This window comes from Pseudarthrobacter sp. S3, assembly GCF_050156905.1.
GTDB lineage: Bacteria > Actinomycetota > Actinomycetes > Actinomycetales > Micrococcaceae > Arthrobacter.
Genome location: NZ_CP189583.1, coordinates 1,010,787 through 1,027,456 on the forward strand (window position 1 = coordinate 1,010,787; position 16,670 = coordinate 1,027,456).

General features: G+C 65.6%; 18 protein-coding genes and 1 pseudogene. 15 read left to right on the top strand and 4 right to left on the bottom strand.

Annotation, left to right across the window (positions count from 1 at the left end; genetic code table 11):
- Positions 1–37 precede the first annotated feature (37 nt).
- The 11 genes from ACQCSV_RS04930 (at position 38) to ACQCSV_RS04980 (ending at position 10,167) form a co-directional block, all read left to right on the top strand.
- Positions 38–913 carry a sugar phosphate isomerase/epimerase gene (locus ACQCSV_RS04930; RefSeq protein WP_354154187.1) on the top strand — a complete coding sequence of 292 codons (876 nt, stop codon included), beginning with the start codon at positions 38–40 and terminating at the stop codon, positions 911–913.
- A gap of 258 nt (positions 914–1,171) precedes the next feature.
- A complete protein-coding gene (locus tag ACQCSV_RS04935) occupies positions 1,172–1,333 on the top strand; it encodes an MFS transporter (RefSeq protein WP_354154186.1) in 162 nt (53 codons plus the stop codon).
- Positions 1,334–1,505: 172 nt separating this feature from the next.
- Positions 1,506–1,955, top strand: coding sequence for an MFS transporter (locus ACQCSV_RS04940; protein WP_354222696.1), 450 nt, complete (start codon positions 1,506–1,508; stop codon positions 1,953–1,955).
- Between the two features lie 93 nt (positions 1,956–2,048).
- Positions 2,049–3,044 carry a substrate-binding domain-containing protein gene (locus ACQCSV_RS04945; RefSeq protein ID WP_354154185.1) on the top strand — a complete coding sequence of 332 codons (996 nt, stop codon included), beginning with the start codon at positions 2,049–2,051 and terminating at the stop codon, positions 3,042–3,044.
- A 68-nt stretch (positions 3,045–3,112) separates the two neighbouring features.
- Positions 3,113–4,177, top strand: a complete 1,065-nt coding sequence (locus tag ACQCSV_RS04950; RefSeq protein ID WP_354154184.1) for an ABC transporter permease — start codon at positions 3,113–3,115, stop codon at positions 4,175–4,177.
- Between the two features lie 14 nt (positions 4,178–4,191).
- A complete protein-coding gene (locus ACQCSV_RS04955; RefSeq protein WP_354154183.1) occupies positions 4,192–5,127 on the top strand; it encodes an ATP-binding cassette domain-containing protein in 936 nt (311 codons plus the stop codon).
- A 107-nt stretch (positions 5,128–5,234) separates the two neighbouring features.
- Positions 5,235–6,233 carry a Gfo/Idh/MocA family oxidoreductase gene (locus tag ACQCSV_RS04960; protein WP_354154182.1) on the top strand — a complete coding sequence of 333 codons (999 nt, stop codon included), beginning with the start codon at positions 5,235–5,237 and terminating at the stop codon, positions 6,231–6,233.
- Positions 6,230–7,168, top strand: coding sequence for a Gfo/Idh/MocA family oxidoreductase (locus ACQCSV_RS04965; protein ID WP_354154181.1), 939 nt, complete (start codon positions 6,230–6,232; stop codon positions 7,166–7,168). The genes ACQCSV_RS04960 and ACQCSV_RS04965 overlap by 4 nt, the downstream gene beginning before the upstream one ends.
- Before the next feature lie 40 nt (positions 7,169–7,208).
- A complete protein-coding gene (locus ACQCSV_RS04970) occupies positions 7,209–8,327 on the top strand; it encodes a Gfo/Idh/MocA family oxidoreductase (protein WP_354154180.1) in 1,119 nt (372 codons plus the stop codon).
- A complete protein-coding gene (locus tag ACQCSV_RS04975) occupies positions 8,327–9,130 on the top strand; it encodes a TIM barrel protein (RefSeq protein WP_354154179.1) in 804 nt (267 codons plus the stop codon). Before ACQCSV_RS04970 ends, ACQCSV_RS04975 begins: the two co-directional genes overlap by 1 nt.
- Entirely contained in the window at positions 9,127–10,167 is a 1,041-nt protein-coding gene (locus ACQCSV_RS04980) for a Gfo/Idh/MocA family oxidoreductase (protein WP_354154178.1), read from the top strand. Before ACQCSV_RS04975 ends, ACQCSV_RS04980 begins: the two co-directional genes overlap by 4 nt.
- A 78-nt stretch (positions 10,168–10,245) precedes the next feature.
- On the opposite strand, the gene iolB is transcribed toward ACQCSV_RS04980, so the two are convergent.
- Together iolB and ACQCSV_RS04990 are read right to left on the bottom strand one after the other, a co-directional pair.
- Positions 10,246–11,139, bottom strand: a complete 894-nt coding sequence (gene iolB / locus ACQCSV_RS04985; protein ID WP_354154177.1) for a 5-deoxy-glucuronate isomerase — start codon at positions 11,137–11,139, stop codon at positions 10,246–10,248.
- Positions 11,140–11,153: 14 nt separating this feature from the next.
- On the bottom strand, positions 11,154–11,894 hold the full coding sequence (locus tag ACQCSV_RS04990; protein WP_354154176.1) for a GntR family transcriptional regulator: 741 nt from the start codon (positions 11,892–11,894) through the stop codon (positions 11,154–11,156).
- A 184-nt stretch (positions 11,895–12,078) separates the two neighbouring features.
- On the opposite strand from ACQCSV_RS04990, the gene ACQCSV_RS04995 reads away from it, so the two are divergent.
- Positions 12,079–12,549 carry a polyketide cyclase / dehydrase and lipid transport gene (locus ACQCSV_RS04995; RefSeq protein WP_354154175.1) on the top strand — a complete coding sequence of 157 codons (471 nt, stop codon included), beginning with the start codon at positions 12,079–12,081 and terminating at the stop codon, positions 12,547–12,549.
- Positions 12,550–12,559: 10 nt separating this feature from the next.
- A complete protein-coding gene (locus ACQCSV_RS05000) occupies positions 12,560–13,714 on the top strand; it encodes a Rossmann fold nucleotide-binding protein (RefSeq protein WP_354222582.1) in 1,155 nt (384 codons plus the stop codon).
- Here ACQCSV_RS05000 and ACQCSV_RS05005 read toward each other — a convergent pair.
- Positions 13,711–14,850, bottom strand: coding sequence for a VIT1/CCC1 family protein (locus tag ACQCSV_RS05005; protein ID WP_354154173.1), 1,140 nt, complete (start codon positions 14,848–14,850; stop codon positions 13,711–13,713). The two genes, ACQCSV_RS05000 and ACQCSV_RS05005, sit on opposite strands and share 4 nt — an antisense overlap.
- Before the next feature lie 256 nt (positions 14,851–15,106).
- On the opposite strand from ACQCSV_RS05005, the gene ACQCSV_RS05010 reads away from it, so the two are divergent.
- Positions 15,107–15,331 (top strand): hypothetical protein, encoded by a 225-nt coding sequence (locus ACQCSV_RS05010; protein ID WP_354154172.1) that lies wholly within the window; start codon positions 15,107–15,109, stop codon positions 15,329–15,331.
- A gap of 197 nt (positions 15,332–15,528) precedes the next feature.
- Here the strand turns inward: ACQCSV_RS05010 and ACQCSV_RS05015 are convergent.
- Positions 15,529–15,646 (bottom strand): annotated as a pseudogene (locus tag ACQCSV_RS05015) (sodium:solute symporter family transporter); the annotation flags it as partial.
- A 198-nt stretch (positions 15,647–15,844) separates the two neighbouring features.
- On the opposite strand from ACQCSV_RS05015, the gene ACQCSV_RS05020 reads away from it, so the two are divergent.
- Positions 15,845–16,420 carry a cupin domain-containing protein gene (locus tag ACQCSV_RS05020; protein ID WP_354154171.1) on the top strand — a complete coding sequence of 192 codons (576 nt, stop codon included), beginning with the start codon at positions 15,845–15,847 and terminating at the stop codon, positions 16,418–16,420.
- The last annotated feature ends 250 nt before the right edge of the window (positions 16,421–16,670 follow it).

Sequence of the window (16,670 nt, forward strand, 5' to 3'; positions counted from 1 at the left end):
AACTTTAGATCAATGACGCATTTACCAAGGAGTGACCATGAAAATCGCCCTGGATCCCACCCCGTTCCACCACAGCCACAGCCTGCTGGAATTTCCGCGCGTGGCCGCCGATCTCGGTTACAACTACCTGCAGCTGACCCCGCACGCGGACATGATCCCGTTCCATAACCACCCCAAAGCCGACGACGAGCTGGTGGCCCGGATGAACAAGGCATGCAAGGACGCCGGCGTCGAAATCGCGTCCGTCCTGCCGGTTCTGCGCTGGTCCGGTCCGGACGAGGATGCCCGCGAGGCGGCGGTCCGCTACTGGAAGCGCGCCATCCAAATTGCCGTGGATCTGGGCGTCAGCACCATGAACACCGAATTCAGCGGCCGCCCCGAAAAGGCAGAAGAGTCCGAGCGCGCCTTCTTCCGCTCCATGGAAGAGCTGCTGCCGATCATCGAGCGTGAAGGCCTGGACGTCCTGATCGACCCGCACCCGGACGACTTCGTCGAAGACGGCCTGGCCGCCATCCGCGTCATCCGCGGCATCAACTCGCCCAACATCGGCATGGTCTACGTGGCCTCGCACTCGTTCCACATGGGCAACAAGCCCCTGGAAATCATGCGGGCCGCCGGGGACAGGCTGCGCCTGGTCCACGTCTCGGACACGATGGACCACCACGCCTCCCACGGCCTGCGCTACATCACCAACCCGCCCGGAAATGCCGTGCGGGTGCACCAGCACCTGAAGATCGGCGACGGCGACGTCAACTGGGACGAGTTCTTCGGCGGTCTCAAGGAAATCGGCTTCCTGGAGAAGGACAACACCGTGATGGTGTCCAGCGTCTTCGCCGAAGACGACAACGCCAAGGACGTGTCCCGCTACCAGCTGGAGACGATGAAGGAGCATATCCAGAAGGCGAGCGTATGACGGCGCCGGGTGCTTCCCGGACGTGGCCCGGAAACCGCCTGTCAACCACAAACGCGCCCTGCGGACTGTCACCATCATTTCGACATTCGGGGGCCTGCTGTTCGGCTAGGATGCCGGTGTCATCAACGGAGCGCTGCCTTTCATGCAGGAAGATCCGGGGCTGACGCCGCTGACCGAAGCTCTGGTCACGTCCTCGCGCCAAGCACCGGGTGATTGCCGCACGCTTTCGTGTTGGGTCTGGCCGTGGGCGGTGCGTCCGTGACCGTCCTTGTGTACCTGGCTGAAGTTTCACCCAGCGCACGGCGCGGGCGCATCGTCACGCAGACCGAGTTGATGATCGTCACCGGGCAGTTGCTGGCCTTCATCTTCAACGCGTATCTCGGCAACACTTTTGGTGAGACCGGTGGATTCTGTCGTTGAATGCTCGTCATCGCCGCGTTGCCCGCGATCGCGCTGTGGGTCGGGATGAACTTCATGCCGAAAAGCCCCCGCTGGCAGGACCTCGGAATTCCCTGGCTCCGCCGGAATTTCCGTCGGTATAAAGGCCGCCCTGCTACTGATCGGCTTCTTCTCGCTGGTCCTGCTTAAAGGTATAGGCCGCGGCTTCGTGATCCTGGCTTTGACCGTCACCTTCCTGGCCTTCCAGCAAGGTGCCATTTCGCCGGTCAGCTGGCTCGTGTTGTCCGAAATTAGACCGCTGAAGATCCGCGGTCTCGGGAGGGGAGCGTCGGCATTTCTGGTGTGGACCGTAGACTTCATGGTTGGCTTCGGCTTCCCCCAGTTACTCGCCGCGATCGGACTCTCCAGCCCATTCTTCGTGTTCGCAGTGCTGGGCGTTGGCGCCATTGTGTTGCTGCCACGTACGTTCCGGAAACAAAGGACAAGAGATTGGAAGACGTGCAGCACTACTTCAAGAATGTTGCCGGCAACAAAGCCATGGCTGGCGGCCCAGCCCCCCGACCTGCCCTGCCGACGCGGTCCGGACACCGGCATCCCTGACCTTATTACGTCAAAACATCCTAATGTCAGGACAAACTATTGACTTATGTGAATTGAGTCACCATGATCGTTGTAGAAGGCCGACTGACTGGCGCAGCGAAGCGTCCCCAGGGGCCCGGATCAAAGGAGATAATTCGTGACGAAGTTTTCGTGGCGTAAGGCGGCCCTCGTGGCCACTGTGGTGCCCATGCTGGCCCTGAGCGCATGTTCCAGCACTGGCGGTAAGGCCCCGGACGCGGCCGGCGGTGCAGCCGGAGGGCAGGTCGTCAGCACGCCGAAGCTGAAGATCGCATTGATCACGCACGCGGCCCCGGGAGATACCTTCTGGGACATCGTGCGCAAGGGAGCCGAGGAGGCCTCGGCGAAGGATAACGTGGAGTTGCTTTACACGTCCGATCCTGAGGGTGGCCGGCAAGCCCAGCTGATCGAGCAGGCCATCAACCAGAAGGTCGACGGGATCGCCGTGACCCTGGCCAAGCCCGATGCGCTTAAAGGCGCCCTGCAGAAAGCCACGGAAGCCGGCATCCCCGTAGTCAGCCTCAATGCGGGCGAATCGGTTTCGGCACAGCTCGGTGCCTTCACGCACTTCGGCTCGAATGAAAAGCTGGCCGGTACAGCTGTTGGCGACAAGCTCCGGAGCGAGGGTTTGTCCCACCCCATCTGCGTCATTCAGGAGCAGGGCCACGTTGGCCTTGAAGCCCGGTGCGCCGGCGTTAAGGAAAAGCTGCCCGCAACGGAAATCCTCTATGTCGCCGGCACCGACATGACCCAGGTGTCCTCCACCGTGACCGCCAAGCTGCAGGCCACCGCGGACGCTGACTCGATCGTCGGCCTGGGCGCCCCCTTCACACTCACCATCCTGAAGGCCGTCAACTCGGCCGGCAGTAAGGCCAAGGTGGCCTCCTTCGACATGAACGCCGAGCTTGCCCAGAAGATCGCCGACGGCGAGATCCTCTTTACCGTGGATCAGCAGCCGTGGCTGCAGGGGTACGGGGCGATTGATGCGATCTGGCAGAACAAGCGTGGCGGGTTCGAGATCGGCGGCGGCCAGCCGGTACTGACCGGCCCGTCCATCGTCGACAAGGCCGCAGCGGCTGACGCACTCAAATTCGCCAAAGAAGGCATCCGCTAAGGATCCTTTGAGCCGGGTTCCGGGGCCCTTGCGGGGCCCGGAACCCGGCCCGGAGTAGGAGAAGCACCATGACCCAGACCATTTCCAAGACACCGCCATCGAAGACACCGGCGCCGGTCACTGATGAACGTGTCGGCAAACGCAATCCGCTACAGAAGCTCCTGGGCCGCCCGGAAGTCGGCGCCCTGGTCGGGGCGATCGTGCTGTTCGTGTTTTTCGCCTCGGTCTCCCAGACCTTCATCCAGCCCAACGCGTTCGCGACCGTGCTCTACGGCAGCTCCACGATCGGGATCATGGCGGTCGGGGTATCGCTGTTGATGATCGGCGGGGAATTCGATCTCTCCACCGGTGTCGCCGTCATCTCGTCCGCGCTGGCCGCATCAATGTTTTCCTGGTACTTCGCCACGAACGTCTGGGTCGGCGTGGCCCTGGCACTGGTGGTATCCCTGGCGGTCGGGCTGATCAACGGCCTGATCCTGATCAAGACCAAACTCCCATCCTTCATCGTGACCCTCGCTTCGTTCCTGATGCTGACCGGCCTGAACCTGGGCCTGACCCGGCTGATCGGTGGATCCGTGTCCTCCCCGTCGATCTCGGACATGGACGGCTTCGCGTCCGCGAAGGCCGTATTCGCCTCCTCCGTCCCGATCGGGGACGTGGACGTGAAAATCACCGTGTTCATCTGGATCGGCCTGGTTGCGGTCGCGTCCTGGATCCTGCTGAGGACCAAGGTCGGGAACTGGATCTTCGCCGTCGGCGGCGACGCGAACGCCGCCCGCGCCGTCGGCGTCCCGGTCAACAAAACCAAAATCGGTTTGTTCATGGCTGTCGGGTTCTGCGGCTGGATCCTGGGCATGCACAACCTCTTCGCGTTCGACTCCGTCCAGTCCGGTGAAGGCATCGGCAACGAATTCCTCTACATCATCGCCGCGGTCATCGGCGGCTGCCTCCTGACCGGCGGCTACGGCTCCGCGGTGGGCGGCGCGATCGGTGCCTTCATCTTCGGCATGGCCAACAAGGGCATCGTCTACGCCCAGTGGAACCCGGACTGGTTCAAGTTCTTCCTCGGCCTGATGCTGCTGCTGGCCACCATCGTCAACCTCATCGTCAAACGCCGCGCGGAACTCAAGTAAAGGGGCCCGGGAACATGAATGCCAAAGAAATCGACCAGCAAACACTGCTCCAGAACGAAAAAGACCCCCTCACCCACACCCCCGTCCACCTCCTCTCCCTCGAGGCAGTAGGCAAGCACTACGGAAACATCATTGCCCTGAGCGATGTCACCATGGCCGTGGACAACGGCCGCGTCACCTGCGTCCTCGGCGACAACGGCGCCGGTAAGTCCACCCTGATCAAGATCATCGCCGGCCTGCACCAGCACGACGCCGGGATCCTGAACATCATGGGCGAGGAACGGAAATTCACGTCCCCCCGTGACGCCCTCGACGCCGGCATCGCCACCGTCTACCAGGACCTCGCCGTGGTGCCCCTGATGCCGATCTGGCGGAACTTCTTCCTCGGCTCGGAGCTGACCAACGGCTTTGGCCCGTTCAAGAGCCTGGACGTCGAGAAGATGAAAGCCATCACGCTCAAGGAACTCGCCGAGATGGGCATCGACCTCCGCGATGTGGAGCAGCCCATTGGCCAGCTTTCCGGCGGTGAACGCCAGTGCGTCGCGATCGCCCGGGCCGTGTACTTCGGCGCGAAGGTCCTGATTCTGGATGAGCCGACGGCGGCCCTGGGCGTCAAGCAATCCGGCGTGGTCCTGCGGTACATCCTGCAGGCCCGCGACCGCGGCCTCGGGGTCATCTTCATCACCCACAACCCGCACCACGCCTTCCCCGTCGGGGACCGGTTCCTGCTGCTCAAACGCGGCAAATCAATCGGCTACTACGACAAGAAAGACATCACCCTCGACGAACTCACCGCCCAAATGGCCGGCGGCGCCGAACTCGCCGAACTCGCCCACGAACTCGAACAACTCGGCGGCCACAGCGACATCGTCAAAGAAGTCCAGGCGGAGGTGGCGGGGGTGGCCGACGTCGCGGATGCCGTCCAGGCAGGCGCCCCAAGACACGCCTAGCAGCGCCGGCGGAAGGGGCCCTCCGGCGGACTGCCGGCGGGCCCCTGCCTTGCCACGGGCAGCTATTAATCGACGTACAGAACCACGATGGACAGGACAGGACCAACATGCCGATCCGGGTAGGCGTCATCGGCGCCGGAATCATGGGCGCCGACCACATCAGGAATCTCCCCACCACCATCGGCGGTGCCGAAGTCACCTATGTGGCTGATATCGACGCCAGCCGTGCCGCGGCCGCTGCGCCACCGGCCGCCCGCATCAATACCGATCCTTCCGAGCTGATCAATTCAAGCGAGGTGGACGCCGTCGTGGTTGCCTCGCACGACTCCACGCACGCCGGGGTGGTGCTGGAATGCTTCGAGGCGATGACCCCGGTGTTGTGCGAAAAGCCAATGGCACCCACACTCCTTGAAAGCCTTGAGGTGGTAGCGGCGGACGCAGATATTGTGGCAGCCACCGGCGCATCCTTGCTCTCACTGGGCTTTATGCGGCGCTTCGACCCCGGCTACGTGGCCGTGCGCCAGTCCGTGCAGGACCGGGTCCAAGGTGAGCCTCTGCTGGTTCACTGCACCGGCCGCAATGCCGCTGCGGGCCCCGGCACCACCTCGGAATCGGCCATCACCAATTCGGCCATCCATGAGCTGGACATCATTCCTTGGTTGCTGGACTCGCAGATCACGGAGGTGTCATGGCAGGCCGGACGGAGCTCACGCCATGCCGACGGCGGCCTGAAGGACCCAGCCTTTATGATGCTCCGCACGGCCGACGGCACGGTGACCACGCTGGAGCTGTTCCTGAACGCCCAGTACGGCTACACCACGCGCTGCGAGGTTGTCTCGGAACGGGGTACCACCGGATTGCAGAATTCCGCACTGCTGGGGGTCCAGCAGGCGGGCCTCAGCCAGACGGCGATACCCGCAGACTGGCGCCCTCGGTTTGCCGACGCGTACCGGCTGCAGCTGCAAGCGTGGATCTCAGCCCTGGCCGAGGGGGAACAGCCGCCCCTGGCCGAAGCGCAGGACGGTCTGAACGCCTCGCTCGTGGCCCAAGCCCTGATCCAGTCCCTGCGCAGCGACGGTACCTACACGAAAGTGAGCTACTCATGACCGCTACAGCCCTCCCACAGTCCCGAGTGCCTGGATCCTGGGATGCCCCCGTGCTGCGCTGGGGCATCATGGGACCGGGCTGGATCGCCGAACGCTTCACCGAATCCGTCCAGGCGCACACGGACCAGGTGATTGCCGCCGTCGGGTCCCGTTCGCTCAGCCGGTCCAAGGCATTCGCGGACGCTTTCGACGTGCCCGCGGCCTACGGCAGCTATGAGGAGCTGGCCGCCGCCCCGGACATCGACATCGTCTACGTCTGCACGCCGCACAACTTCCACCACGAGGCCGCGGTGCTCGCCGTCGACGCCGGCAAACACGTTCTGGTCGAGAAGCCGATCGGCCTCAACGCGGCGCAGGCCCGGGACATCGCCGCCCGGGCCGAGGCCGCCGGGGTGTTCGCCGCCGAGGCCATGTGGAGTTTCTTCCTGCCCAAGTTCGACGTGATCCGGCAGATCCTCGACGCCGGGACCCTGGTCACCGAGGTCCTGGGCCTGCCGGAAGAGCTACACGCCATCGGCCAGCCCCACGAATCCGGGGTCAACGCCCAGCTGTCCGCCATCATGCGGTTCGCCGGCGGCGCGCAGGCCGTCGTGAACACCCACCTGCACAACTTCACGCCCACTTCCGCCACGATTGTCGGTTCCGAAGCCACGCTGACTATCGACGGGCCCTTCAACATGCCCGGTGGCTTCGAGGTCCGCTTCCCGGACGGGGCCCGGCTGCGCCATGAGGAACCGGCCGGCGGCCACTTCGAGGGACTGCACTACGAAGCCGCGGCCGTGGCCCGTGCCGTGGCCGCCGGGCAGACGCAGGCCGGCCAGCGGACCCTGGCAGCCTCCATCCGCACCCTGGAAGTAACCGATGAGATCCGCCGCCAGCTGGGAGTGGTGTTCCCGGGCGAAAATGTCCCCGGCGAGGAAACCCCATGCCCCTGATTCATTATCCGTTCTAACCATCGAAAGGACGGGCCCACCCATGGCCTACATCGAACAGCACTCCGACGGACTCCCCGCACCCGTAAAAGTCGGGCTCATCGGCTCCGGCTGGATGGGGGCGTTCCATGCCGAAAGCATCGCCCGCCGGGTCCCGGGCGCCGTCCTGGCGGCCATCGCAGACCCTAATGTGGAATCCGCGAAGGCCCTTGCCCAAGCGTTGGGCACGGTAAAGGTGACGGCCAACGCAGAAGACATCCTGGCGGATTCGGAGATCGATGCCGTGGTGATCGCGAGCCCGGCACGCTTTCACTCCGCCCTGATCACCCAGGCCGCCGCCGCGGGGAAGCACGTCTTCTGCGAGAAGCCCGCGGGCCAAGGGCTCGACGAACTCGACGCCGCGCTTGCCGCCGTTGAAAAAGCCGGGGTGCATTTCCAGATCGGCTTCAACCGGCGCTACGCGGATGACTTCCAGGCCGCCAAGAAAGACCTCGCCGCCGGCATCGCCGGCCAGCCGCAGCTCCTGCGCTCGCTGACGCGCGATCCGGGCAACGGCAGCATCCCGAACGCGGCCAGGGTCCCCGCGTGGACGGTCTTCCTGGAAACCCTGATCCACGACTTCGACACCCTGAACTGGTTCAACGAAGGTGCCGAGCCGGTGGAGGTCTATGCCGTGGCCGACGCCCTCGTGGAACCGGAGCTGCGCGATCAGGGCTTCCTGGACACCGCAGTGGTGACCATCCGCTACAGCAACGGCGCCATCGCCGTGGCGGAAGCAAACTTCAGTGCCCTCTATGGCTACGACATCCGCGGAGAGGTCTTCGGTTCCAAGGGCATGGTCCAGGCCGGCCGTGCCACCGAGACGGCGGCCCGGCGTTACACGGCGGAGGGACTGTCCGCGGACACCCCGCGCCTCAACGTGGAACTCTTCCGGCAGGCCTACACGGACGAACTCGCGGATTTCGCCGCCACGGTTCGTGCGCAGCGTGACGGCACCCCGCCGCCGTCCGGCGCGTTCACCCTCACTCCCGGGGCCGCAGACGCCCGCCGCGCGCTGGCCATGGCGCTGGCGTGCATCGAATCGGTCAAACAGGGCGGTCCGGTGGCTGTGGCTGCTGCCCCGGTGCCGGCGCTCCGTGACGACGCCCGGGCCGGCGTCTGATGCGCCTTGCCATCTGCGCGGAAATGGTCTTCACGGACCTGCCGTTTGTGGAACGGGTGCAGCGGCTCCACGACGCCGGATTCGACGTCGAGATGTGGGACTCCAGGGGCAAGGACCTCGCCGCGCTCAAGGCCACCCGCGCGGTGTTCTCTTCGATGACCGGGTACACCTCGGGAAGCCTCGTGGACCCCGACACGGCCGACGACGTCGTGCGGACCGCGGGGTCGCTGATCCCCACGGCCTTGGAGCTCGGCGTCAGCCGCATGGTGGTGCACTCCGCGGAGCTCATCGATGGCCAGGCGGCCCGCCCCCTCTACCGTTCCACCGGTCCTATGTGGAGTACCGGCGCGCGGACGCTGGAACGCCTCGGCAAGCTGGGGGAGAAGTACGGTGTGACGTTCTGCCTGGAGAACCTCAACACCATCCTTGACCACCCAGGCATCCCGCTGGCCCGGGCCAAGGACACGCTGGCGCTCGTGGAAGCAGCCGGGCACCCCAACGTGAAGCTCATGCTGGACCTGTACCACGCACAACTGGGGGAGGGGAACCTCATCGAGCTCGTGCGGACCGCCCTGCCGCACATCGGCGAAGTCCAGGTAGCGGACGTACCGGGCCGCTGCGAACCCGGCACCGGGGAAATCCACTACCCAGCCGTGGCCAGGGCGCTCGCGGACGCAGGCTATGAGGGAACCGTGGGCATGGAAGCCTGGGCCAGCGGCGATGACGAGGAAGCCCTTGCGGCCTTCCGGGCAGCGTTCACGGTGCCAGGCACTAAAACTTTTTCAACGGAAGGAACACTATGAAGGACGTCATTCTCGGTCTGGTCGGAGTGGGGCGCATCGGCGTCATGCACGCCAAAAACATCGCCGCTCTCAACGGAGCTCTTAACCCGGAAGGCATCAACGTCAGCCTCCTGCTGACCGACGTCGCCGCGGACCACGCCAGGGGCATTGCCGCGGGCCTCGGTGCCGGCTTCCTGCCCTCGGTGGCGGAAATCATCGCCGCCGGCGTGGACGGGCTGGTCATCGCCACGGGGACCGGAACCCACCCCGAACTGATCAAGGCGGGCGTGGACGCCGGGATTCCGGTCTTCTGCGAAAAGCCGGTGGCCATGAACGTGGCGGACGCCCTGCCGGTGCTGGACTACATCCGCGACAACAACGGCGTGGTGCAGATCGGCCACCAGCGCCGCTTCGACCACGGCTACCTTGAGGCCAAGCGTGCCTACCAGGCGGGCGAGCTGGGTTGGATCCACTCCCTGCGCGCCGTCACCTGCGACATGGCGCCGCCGCCCGTGGAGTTCCTCGCCAGCTCCGGCGGTCTGTTCCGCGACTGCTCCGTCCACGACTTCGACATCCTGCGCTGGCTGACCGGCCGCGAGATTGTGGAGGTCTACGCAAAGGGCTCCAACAACGGCGACCCGGCCATCGGCGCCGTGGGCGACGTGGACACGGCGCTGGCGCTGGTCACGTTCGACGACGGGACGGTCGGTACCGTGTCAGCCACCCGCTACAACGGTGCCGGCCACGACGTCCGCCTGGAAATCCAGGGCTCCGGCCGTTCGCTGATGGTTGGGCTCGATGAGCAAACGGCCATGGCGTCGGCCGAAGCCGGGATCGCCTTCCCCGCCGGGGCACCCCACCGGACCTTCGCCGAGCGCTTCGACCAGGCGTACCGATCGGAAATGGCCGCGTTCGTGGAGCTGATTCTGGGCCGCCGGGAGAACCCCTGCACGCCGGAGGACGCCGTGGCCGCTTCCCGCGTGGCTGACGCAGCCCAGGAATCACTGGCCACCGGCGTCCCGGTCAAGGTGGTGCTGGCCGCGGCCAAAGCTGGCTAGGCGAGCGTACGGCTCCCATGCAAAATGCCCCTCCGGAATCCGTTCCGGAGGGGCATTTTCCTTGATCTCTTCGGATCTCTACGCTCCGAACGGCAGCCGGGGATCGATGTCCTGGCCGTCCCAGCTTTGGCGGACCCAGCCGTGGTGCGGGTCGTCGCTGATGAGCCATTCACGGACCGGTCCGGGGCCGGCCATCACGTTCAGGTAGTACAGGTCGTAGCCCGGGGCTGCCATGGCGGGGCCGTGCCAACCGTAGGGGACCAGCACAACGTCGCCCGTGCGGACCTCGGCCGCGACGTCGATGGGACGCTCATCCGAGGCGTACACACGCTGGTAGCCGATGGCATCGGCGTCGGCGGGTGCCCCGGAGCCGGCAGCCACCTGCGTCTCGAAGTAGTAGATCTCCTCGAGGTTCGTTTCGCCGTCCTTTTCCTCATCATGTTTGTGCGGAGGGTAGGAGGACCAGTTTCCGGCGGGGGTGAGGACTTCACACACGATGAAACGGTCAGCCTCGAGGGCCGCCGGCGTGCCGAAGTTATGGACCTGGCGGGAACAGTTGCCGGCGCCGCGCAGTTCCACAGGCGTTTCCGCCGCCGTGACCAGGCGGGTCGGATAGGAGGCCTTTGCCGGTGCCGTGGCGACCGCCACCCGTCCGCCGTCGGATGAGCTGACGGTGACGGCACAGGAAGTGCCCGAATACAGCACGTCGCTGGGGCCGTGGAACACGGACGGCCGCCCCTTCAGGACATACTGGTCACCGTCCACGGAGACGGTGAAGGAGCCGTTGAGCGGAACCACTATGCGCTCCTCGTCCGCTGCTGGGAGAACGACGGCGGCACCTGCAGTTAAGGTGGCCACCTTCAGGCCCGTATGGGCCCAGCCGTCCACGGCCATGGTTGAATCGGAGGTTCCGAGCGAGATGTCCCAAGCGCCGTCGGCGGCGCTGCCCAAGGGGTAGACCCAGTTAGCCATTGATATTCCTTGCGCTATCGCTGTACGAGTGTCATTTCAAAGCTGTACGAATCCGCCCGGTACACGTGGTGCCCGGTTTCCACGCGGCGGCCCGCATCGTCCGTTGCGGTGCGCTCCATGGTGACCAGGGCGGAACTGACCTCGGCCCCCAGCAGTCGGGCCTGGTAGTCGTTGGCGATCATGGCGCCGATTCGTTGCGAGGCCAGGCGGAAATTGACTCCGCCGCGGCGGAGAATGGCGTAGAGGCCCTCAGAGGCGAGCGTGGCTTCGTCCATGGTGACGATGTCGTCCCGGACCCAGTTCTCCATCAGGGCCAGGGGCTTGCCGCCCACTTTCCGCAGGCGGGTGAAGTGGTACACCTTCGAGCCTGCAGGAAGTTCGAGGGTGGCGAGCGTCGCCGCATCGGCCTCCAAATGGGAGAAGGTCAGCACCTGCGTGGTGGGCTTCTTGCCGTTGTTGGAGAGATCATCAAACAGGCTGGAGAGCTCCAAGGGGCGGCGAACCTGGCTGGAGACCACCTGGGTGCCCACGCCACGCTTGCGGACCAGCAGCCCCGAGCGGACCAGTTCATCCATGGCTTTGCGCATAGTGGGCCGGGACAGGTTCAGCTGGGCAGCGAGATGGATTTCGTTCTCCAGCCGGCTGCCGGGTTCCAGGATTCCGCTATTGATAGCGTTCTCGATGCCCTGGACCACCTGGTGATACAGGGGCACGGGCGAGGAACGGTCGATGATGAGACCAAGTTGATTCGCCACTAAATACTCCTCGTTCCATGCCGGACGCTGGTGCCTGCCCGTGGTTCGGGCGGACATCCATGTCCTAGTATGTTCGCTTGATAGGACATACTACCTTAGTTGATAATATCAGCGGAATTTTGGCGGTCAAGGCTGCCACTGGCGGGCGACCCTCCATTCGTGCCCGTGGTCTTAGGCTGGGGGAATGAATAACCGATATCTCGTCTCCCGCGAACGCTTCATCGCCGCTCCGGCCCAAGTGATCTTTGACGTCCTGGCCACGCCGGCGCTGCACAGTGCGATCGACGGATCCGGCACGGTGAAGGGCGCCCAGCCGCACGGCCCGGAACGGCTGGGCCTCGGAGCCCGGTTCGGCATGGAAATGAACATGGCCGTGGACTACAAGATCCTGAACACGGTCTCCGAGTTCGAGGAGGGCCGGCGCATCGCCTGGCGCCATTTCTACGGTCATGTCTGGCGTTACATCCTCGAACCGGCCACCGGTGCCGATGGTGCTGCCGGCACGCGCGTCATCGAACAGTGGGACGCCAGGGAGGTCCGCGGCAAGGTCTTCCTCCGGCTGGCAGGTTACTTGCGCCGCCACCCCGTCAGCATAGAAAAGACGTTGGCCCGGTTGGACGAGCACGTCACCGGCGCTGCCGGAGCGGCACGCTAGTGTTCCCGGCGTGAACCCCTCCGGCGGACTGGTTCCCAGCCCGCGGACCCTGGAGGTTGAGAGCCTCGAGGCCTTCGATCGGCTGGTCGCAGCCGGCGCGGTGGCCATGGGCGGCTGGCACGCCCAGTCTCTGGATCTGCGTGGCCGGAACGCGGCGCTGGAAACCCTGGACGTGGAAGGTGCCATTTTCCTGGGCTGTACCTTCGACCAGGGCGTGGAAGAGGGGCTTCGCCGCCGCGGCGCACTGATCTTCCCCAGGCTGCAGGGTGTGCCGTTCGATCCCTACCGGGCACGGCTCTACACGCCGCAGGAACTGTATGCCGGCCTGGAAACTTCACCCTATGAGGAGCTGCCTGATGCCCTGGTGTACCAGTGGAGCATCAGCCCGGGGCAACGCAGCCGGTTGGATGCCACCCTGGCCTCGGCGCTGCATGACCACGCCATCGGGGACGCCCTGGACGAGTTCACGCACTCGGACCTACTCGCCGGCCGCACCACCGTGGGCGTGATGGGCGGCCATTCCGCCCAGCGGGGCACCCCGGACTTCGCCCAGGCAGCCGAGCTGGGCAGGCTCCTGGCGCAGAGCGGGCGGCGGGTGGCAACCGGCGGCGGCCCCGGTGCCATGGAAGCGGCCAACCTCGGCGCCTATCTCAGCCACGTTCCGCATGCGGAATTCACGGCGGCACTGGCCGGGCTTGGATCCGTCCCCGGCTTCCGCCCCTCGGTGTCCGCGTGGGCACGCGAGGCGGCTGCCGTCGTCGAACGCTATCCGGGCGGAACACCATCGCTGGGAATACCCACCTGGTTCTACGGGCACGAGCCGCCCAACTACTTTGCCACCCACATCGCCAAGTACTTCGCGAACGCCATCCGCGAGGCGATCCTGCTGGAACTGTGCGACGGCGGCATCATCTTCCTGCCGGGCGCGGCCGGGACCGTGCAGGAAATCTTCCAGGACGCCTGCGAGAACTACTACAGCGCGCGCGAAGCTGTGATGCCGATGGTGCTGGTAGGGCGGCAGCAGTGGAAGTACGAGTATCCCGCGTGGCCCATGCTCCAGCGGCTGGCGGCCGGACGTGCCATGGAGGACCGGATCTTCCTGGTGGACAGTGCGGACGAGGCGCTCGCGGTGCTGGGCGCCCAGCCCATTTCCGGCAGCGGCTAGCCCACCGCGGTGCCGAAGGCCAGCCCCAGCACGTAGGTCACAGCGGCGGCGCCCAGGCCGATGCCCAACTGGCGCAGCCCGCGCGTCAGCGGCGACGTCCCGGACAGCAGGCCCACGATTCCGCCGGTGGCCAGCAGTGCCAGCCCCACCAGCACCGCGGCCACCACCAGGGCGGCCACCCCGGTCAGGCCGAACAGGAACGGCAGGATGGGGACCACGGCGCCGGACGCGAAGAAGCAGAAGCTGGACATTGCCGCCCCCCACGCAGTGCCCACGGCCTCGTGCTGGTCCTCCAACTCCGGCAGTTCGGCTTGCAGCGACAGGCTGGGATCGCAGTCGCAGCTCAGCAGCCCCATGCGTTCGGCCACGCGGTGTTCGGCGGCCTCGTGGGACATGCCGCGCGCCAGGTAGACGAGCATCAGTTCGTTGTGTTCGATGTCCAGTTTCGGGGCGGCGGCGAGGGTGATCTGGGTGGGACGGGTGGCGGCGAGGAGCTCGCGCTGGGACCGGACGGAGACAAACTCGCCCGCGGCCATGGACATGGCGCCGGCGAGGAGCCCGGCTACACCGCTGAGCAGCACCACACCGCTCGCCACTCCGGAAGCGGCCATGCCCACCACGAGTGAGAGGTTGCTGACCAGGCCATCGTTGGCGCCAAAGACGGCGGCGCGGAAAGTCCCGGCGAGCCGATTGCGGCCGCGCGTTGCCAGGCCGCGGACCACCTCCTCGTGGATCTGCTCATCCGCTGCCATGGCGTCCGTGGCGTTGGGATCCAGGGCATACGGGGAGCGGCCTTCAGCGCGCTGGGCGAGGGCCAGGACAAAAACGGAACCGAAGTGGCGGGCCAGGAATCCCAGAAACTGGCTGCGGAGCGATGCCGGCCGGGACTTTTGGGCGTGGTCGCCGAGGAGCCGCAGCCAGTGGGCCTCGTGCCGTCCTTCGGCTTCGGCGAGGGCCAGCAGGATGGCACGCTCTTCGCCGTCGCGGTTCTGGGCGAGGTCGCGGTAGACGGCGGCCTCTGCCCGTTCGTCTGCCAGGTATTGGCGCCACCGGCGGAGGTCCGCCGGTGTGGGCTGCGGCGGTGATGGATTGGATTCCGCGGGCGCGGCTTGGTGGGGATTGTGGTGCTGAGACACGCAAGGCTCCTGTGCTGGATGGGGAAGGTTCGGCCCCATTGCACCGCCCAGCTTACCGCGGAATGACGCGGTTTTTCGGCTGGCTGACCTCACTGCGGAGTTTAGGTTTCCCTCAATAAATGGCGGCCTGCCGGGTGTGCCCGGACGCGTTGCGGCGGGTCTTGACCGGGCCCACCGGCGGTGCTGTGATGAAGGAGTGGCGTCCGCCCGCGCCCACCCACAAAAGCACGTCAGGCGAACAATCGGAGGTCAAACCATGAGCACCACCGGACAGCACCCGGACATGCCGCACCTGGATTCCGTTGAAGCGGATCCCGCCTATGACTACGCCGAGGACCTACCAGTCAGCGAGGAGGACTGGGACGCCGACGAGGAGTTCCTGGACGCCGAAGAAGTGGTGGTTCCTACGCCTCCGGTAGTAGTCGACGCCGAGGAGCGCGTGGTCCCACTCGATGAGGACGAGTTCCGCGGAACGGAATGAAACGAACGACGGCGGCACACCGGTTCGCCGGGGAAGCGAAGGGAGTGCCGCCGTCGTACTCTGCGTTGGTTGAGCCTTATCTCCGGAATGAGCCTTATCTCCGGTGATGGAGCCTGTCAGTAATGACCCTAATGGGTCCGGTGGCTGGCGACCGGTGATCCTCCATGGGTAGTTCTTCGGTGACAGCTCCCGCGACCCACGATGCCGGAGGTCTGGGTGGCGCGTTTGGCCGTAGCGCAGGCTGAGCATCTGGGAGACCGTGTAGATCTTCAGCCGCTGGATGGTGCCTGCGAGGAGCAGGCTCAGGAGGAGCACCCGAGCCGATGGGATGTTGACGAAGTGAGCGTCCATTTGGGGCTCCTTGGAGCTGATTTGCAGCTTGGCGGGTATCCCGGCGGCGCTGCTGGGGACGCCGGTTTTCCGCTGCTCCTGTTGAGTGGGGAGGAAGAGTTCCTCAGCCATTAGGATTGCTCCAGAGATGGGGCCGCACCGCCGGCCATGAAAGGTCCGTACATGAAGGCACTTCCAGTTGAGCCGAGCAACGTCCCCGTTGCCATCGGTTCCCGAATCCGTGCCGCCCGGCAGTCCCAGCGGCTGACCATCGAGCAGGTTGCCGACGCCACAGGCCTGACCAAGGGCTTCCTGAGCCGCGTGGAACGTGACCTCACGTCGCCGTCGGTCGCGTCCCTGGTGACCCTGTGCCAGGTCCTGTCCATCTCCATCGGCGATTTGTTTGTTGCCCCGGAAACGCACCTGACCAAGCGGAACGATGGGCCCCGGATCTCCCTCGGCGGCGAAGGCATCGTGGAGCGGCTGCTGACGGCCCGTTCCGAACGGCGCATCCAGATGATCCAGGCCGTCATCGAGCCGCATGGCCGCGGGGAGACTGAGCTTTACGCCGTGGACTGCGACGTGGATGTGCTCCATGTGATCAAGGGGCGCATCCGGCTGATCCTGACCAACGAGGAATACGAGCTCAGCACCGGCGACACCGTGACATTCCCGGGCCGCGAACCACATACGTGGGTCAATCCCACCGACGAGGCTGTTGAGGTTCTCTGGGTCCTGGTCCCCGCCGCCAGCCGGTAGGTTGCCACTGCCCGCCTACTGGCTGCCCGCTTCCTGCTTCTAGTTGCTTGCGTGGCAGCGCTCCGTTGCGTGTTCCTGCCCGGTTTGTGGCCGGCCTCCTCTTTCCTGCGGGCCGGCAGCCCGCCTCGGCTCCGCGGCGTGAAGGCCTGCCCCTGCCGAAATTGCCGACCCGCGGGAGCGATCAGCGGGACCCTCGCCAAAGAGTTTGTAAACAACTGATACGCATAAGAAAACTTCAGGCTATGATGGC

Coding starts and splice junctions, on each gene's coding strand:
- ACQCSV_RS04980 (WP_354154178.1), top strand. CDS start 9,127: ATGAAGGACGTCATTCTCGGTCTGGTCGGAGTGGGGCGCATCGGCGTC.
- ACQCSV_RS04955 (WP_354154183.1), top strand. CDS start 4,192: ATGAATGCCAAAGAAATCGACCAGCAAACACTGCTCCAGAACGAAAAA.
- ACQCSV_RS04975 (WP_354154179.1), top strand. CDS start 8,327: ATGCGCCTTGCCATCTGCGCGGAAATGGTCTTCACGGACCTGCCGTTT.
- ACQCSV_RS04930 (WP_354154187.1), top strand. CDS start 38: ATGAAAATCGCCCTGGATCCCACCCCGTTCCACCACAGCCACAGCCTG.
- ACQCSV_RS04965 (WP_354154181.1), top strand. CDS start 6,230: ATGACCGCTACAGCCCTCCCACAGTCCCGAGTGCCTGGATCCTGGGAT.
- iolB (WP_354154177.1), bottom strand. CDS start 11,139: ATGGCTAACTGGGTCTACCCCTTGGGCAGCGCCGCCGACGGCGCTTGG.
- ACQCSV_RS04995 (WP_354154175.1), top strand. CDS start 12,079: ATGAATAACCGATATCTCGTCTCCCGCGAACGCTTCATCGCCGCTCCG.
- ACQCSV_RS04950 (WP_354154184.1), top strand. CDS start 3,113: ATGACCCAGACCATTTCCAAGACACCGCCATCGAAGACACCGGCGCCG.
- ACQCSV_RS04970 (WP_354154180.1), top strand. CDS start 7,209: ATGGCCTACATCGAACAGCACTCCGACGGACTCCCCGCACCCGTAAAA.
- ACQCSV_RS05020 (WP_354154171.1), top strand. CDS start 15,845: ATGAAGGCACTTCCAGTTGAGCCGAGCAACGTCCCCGTTGCCATCGGT.
- ACQCSV_RS05010 (WP_354154172.1), top strand. CDS start 15,107: ATGAGCACCACCGGACAGCACCCGGACATGCCGCACCTGGATTCCGTT.
- ACQCSV_RS04960 (WP_354154182.1), top strand. CDS start 5,235: ATGCCGATCCGGGTAGGCGTCATCGGCGCCGGAATCATGGGCGCCGAC.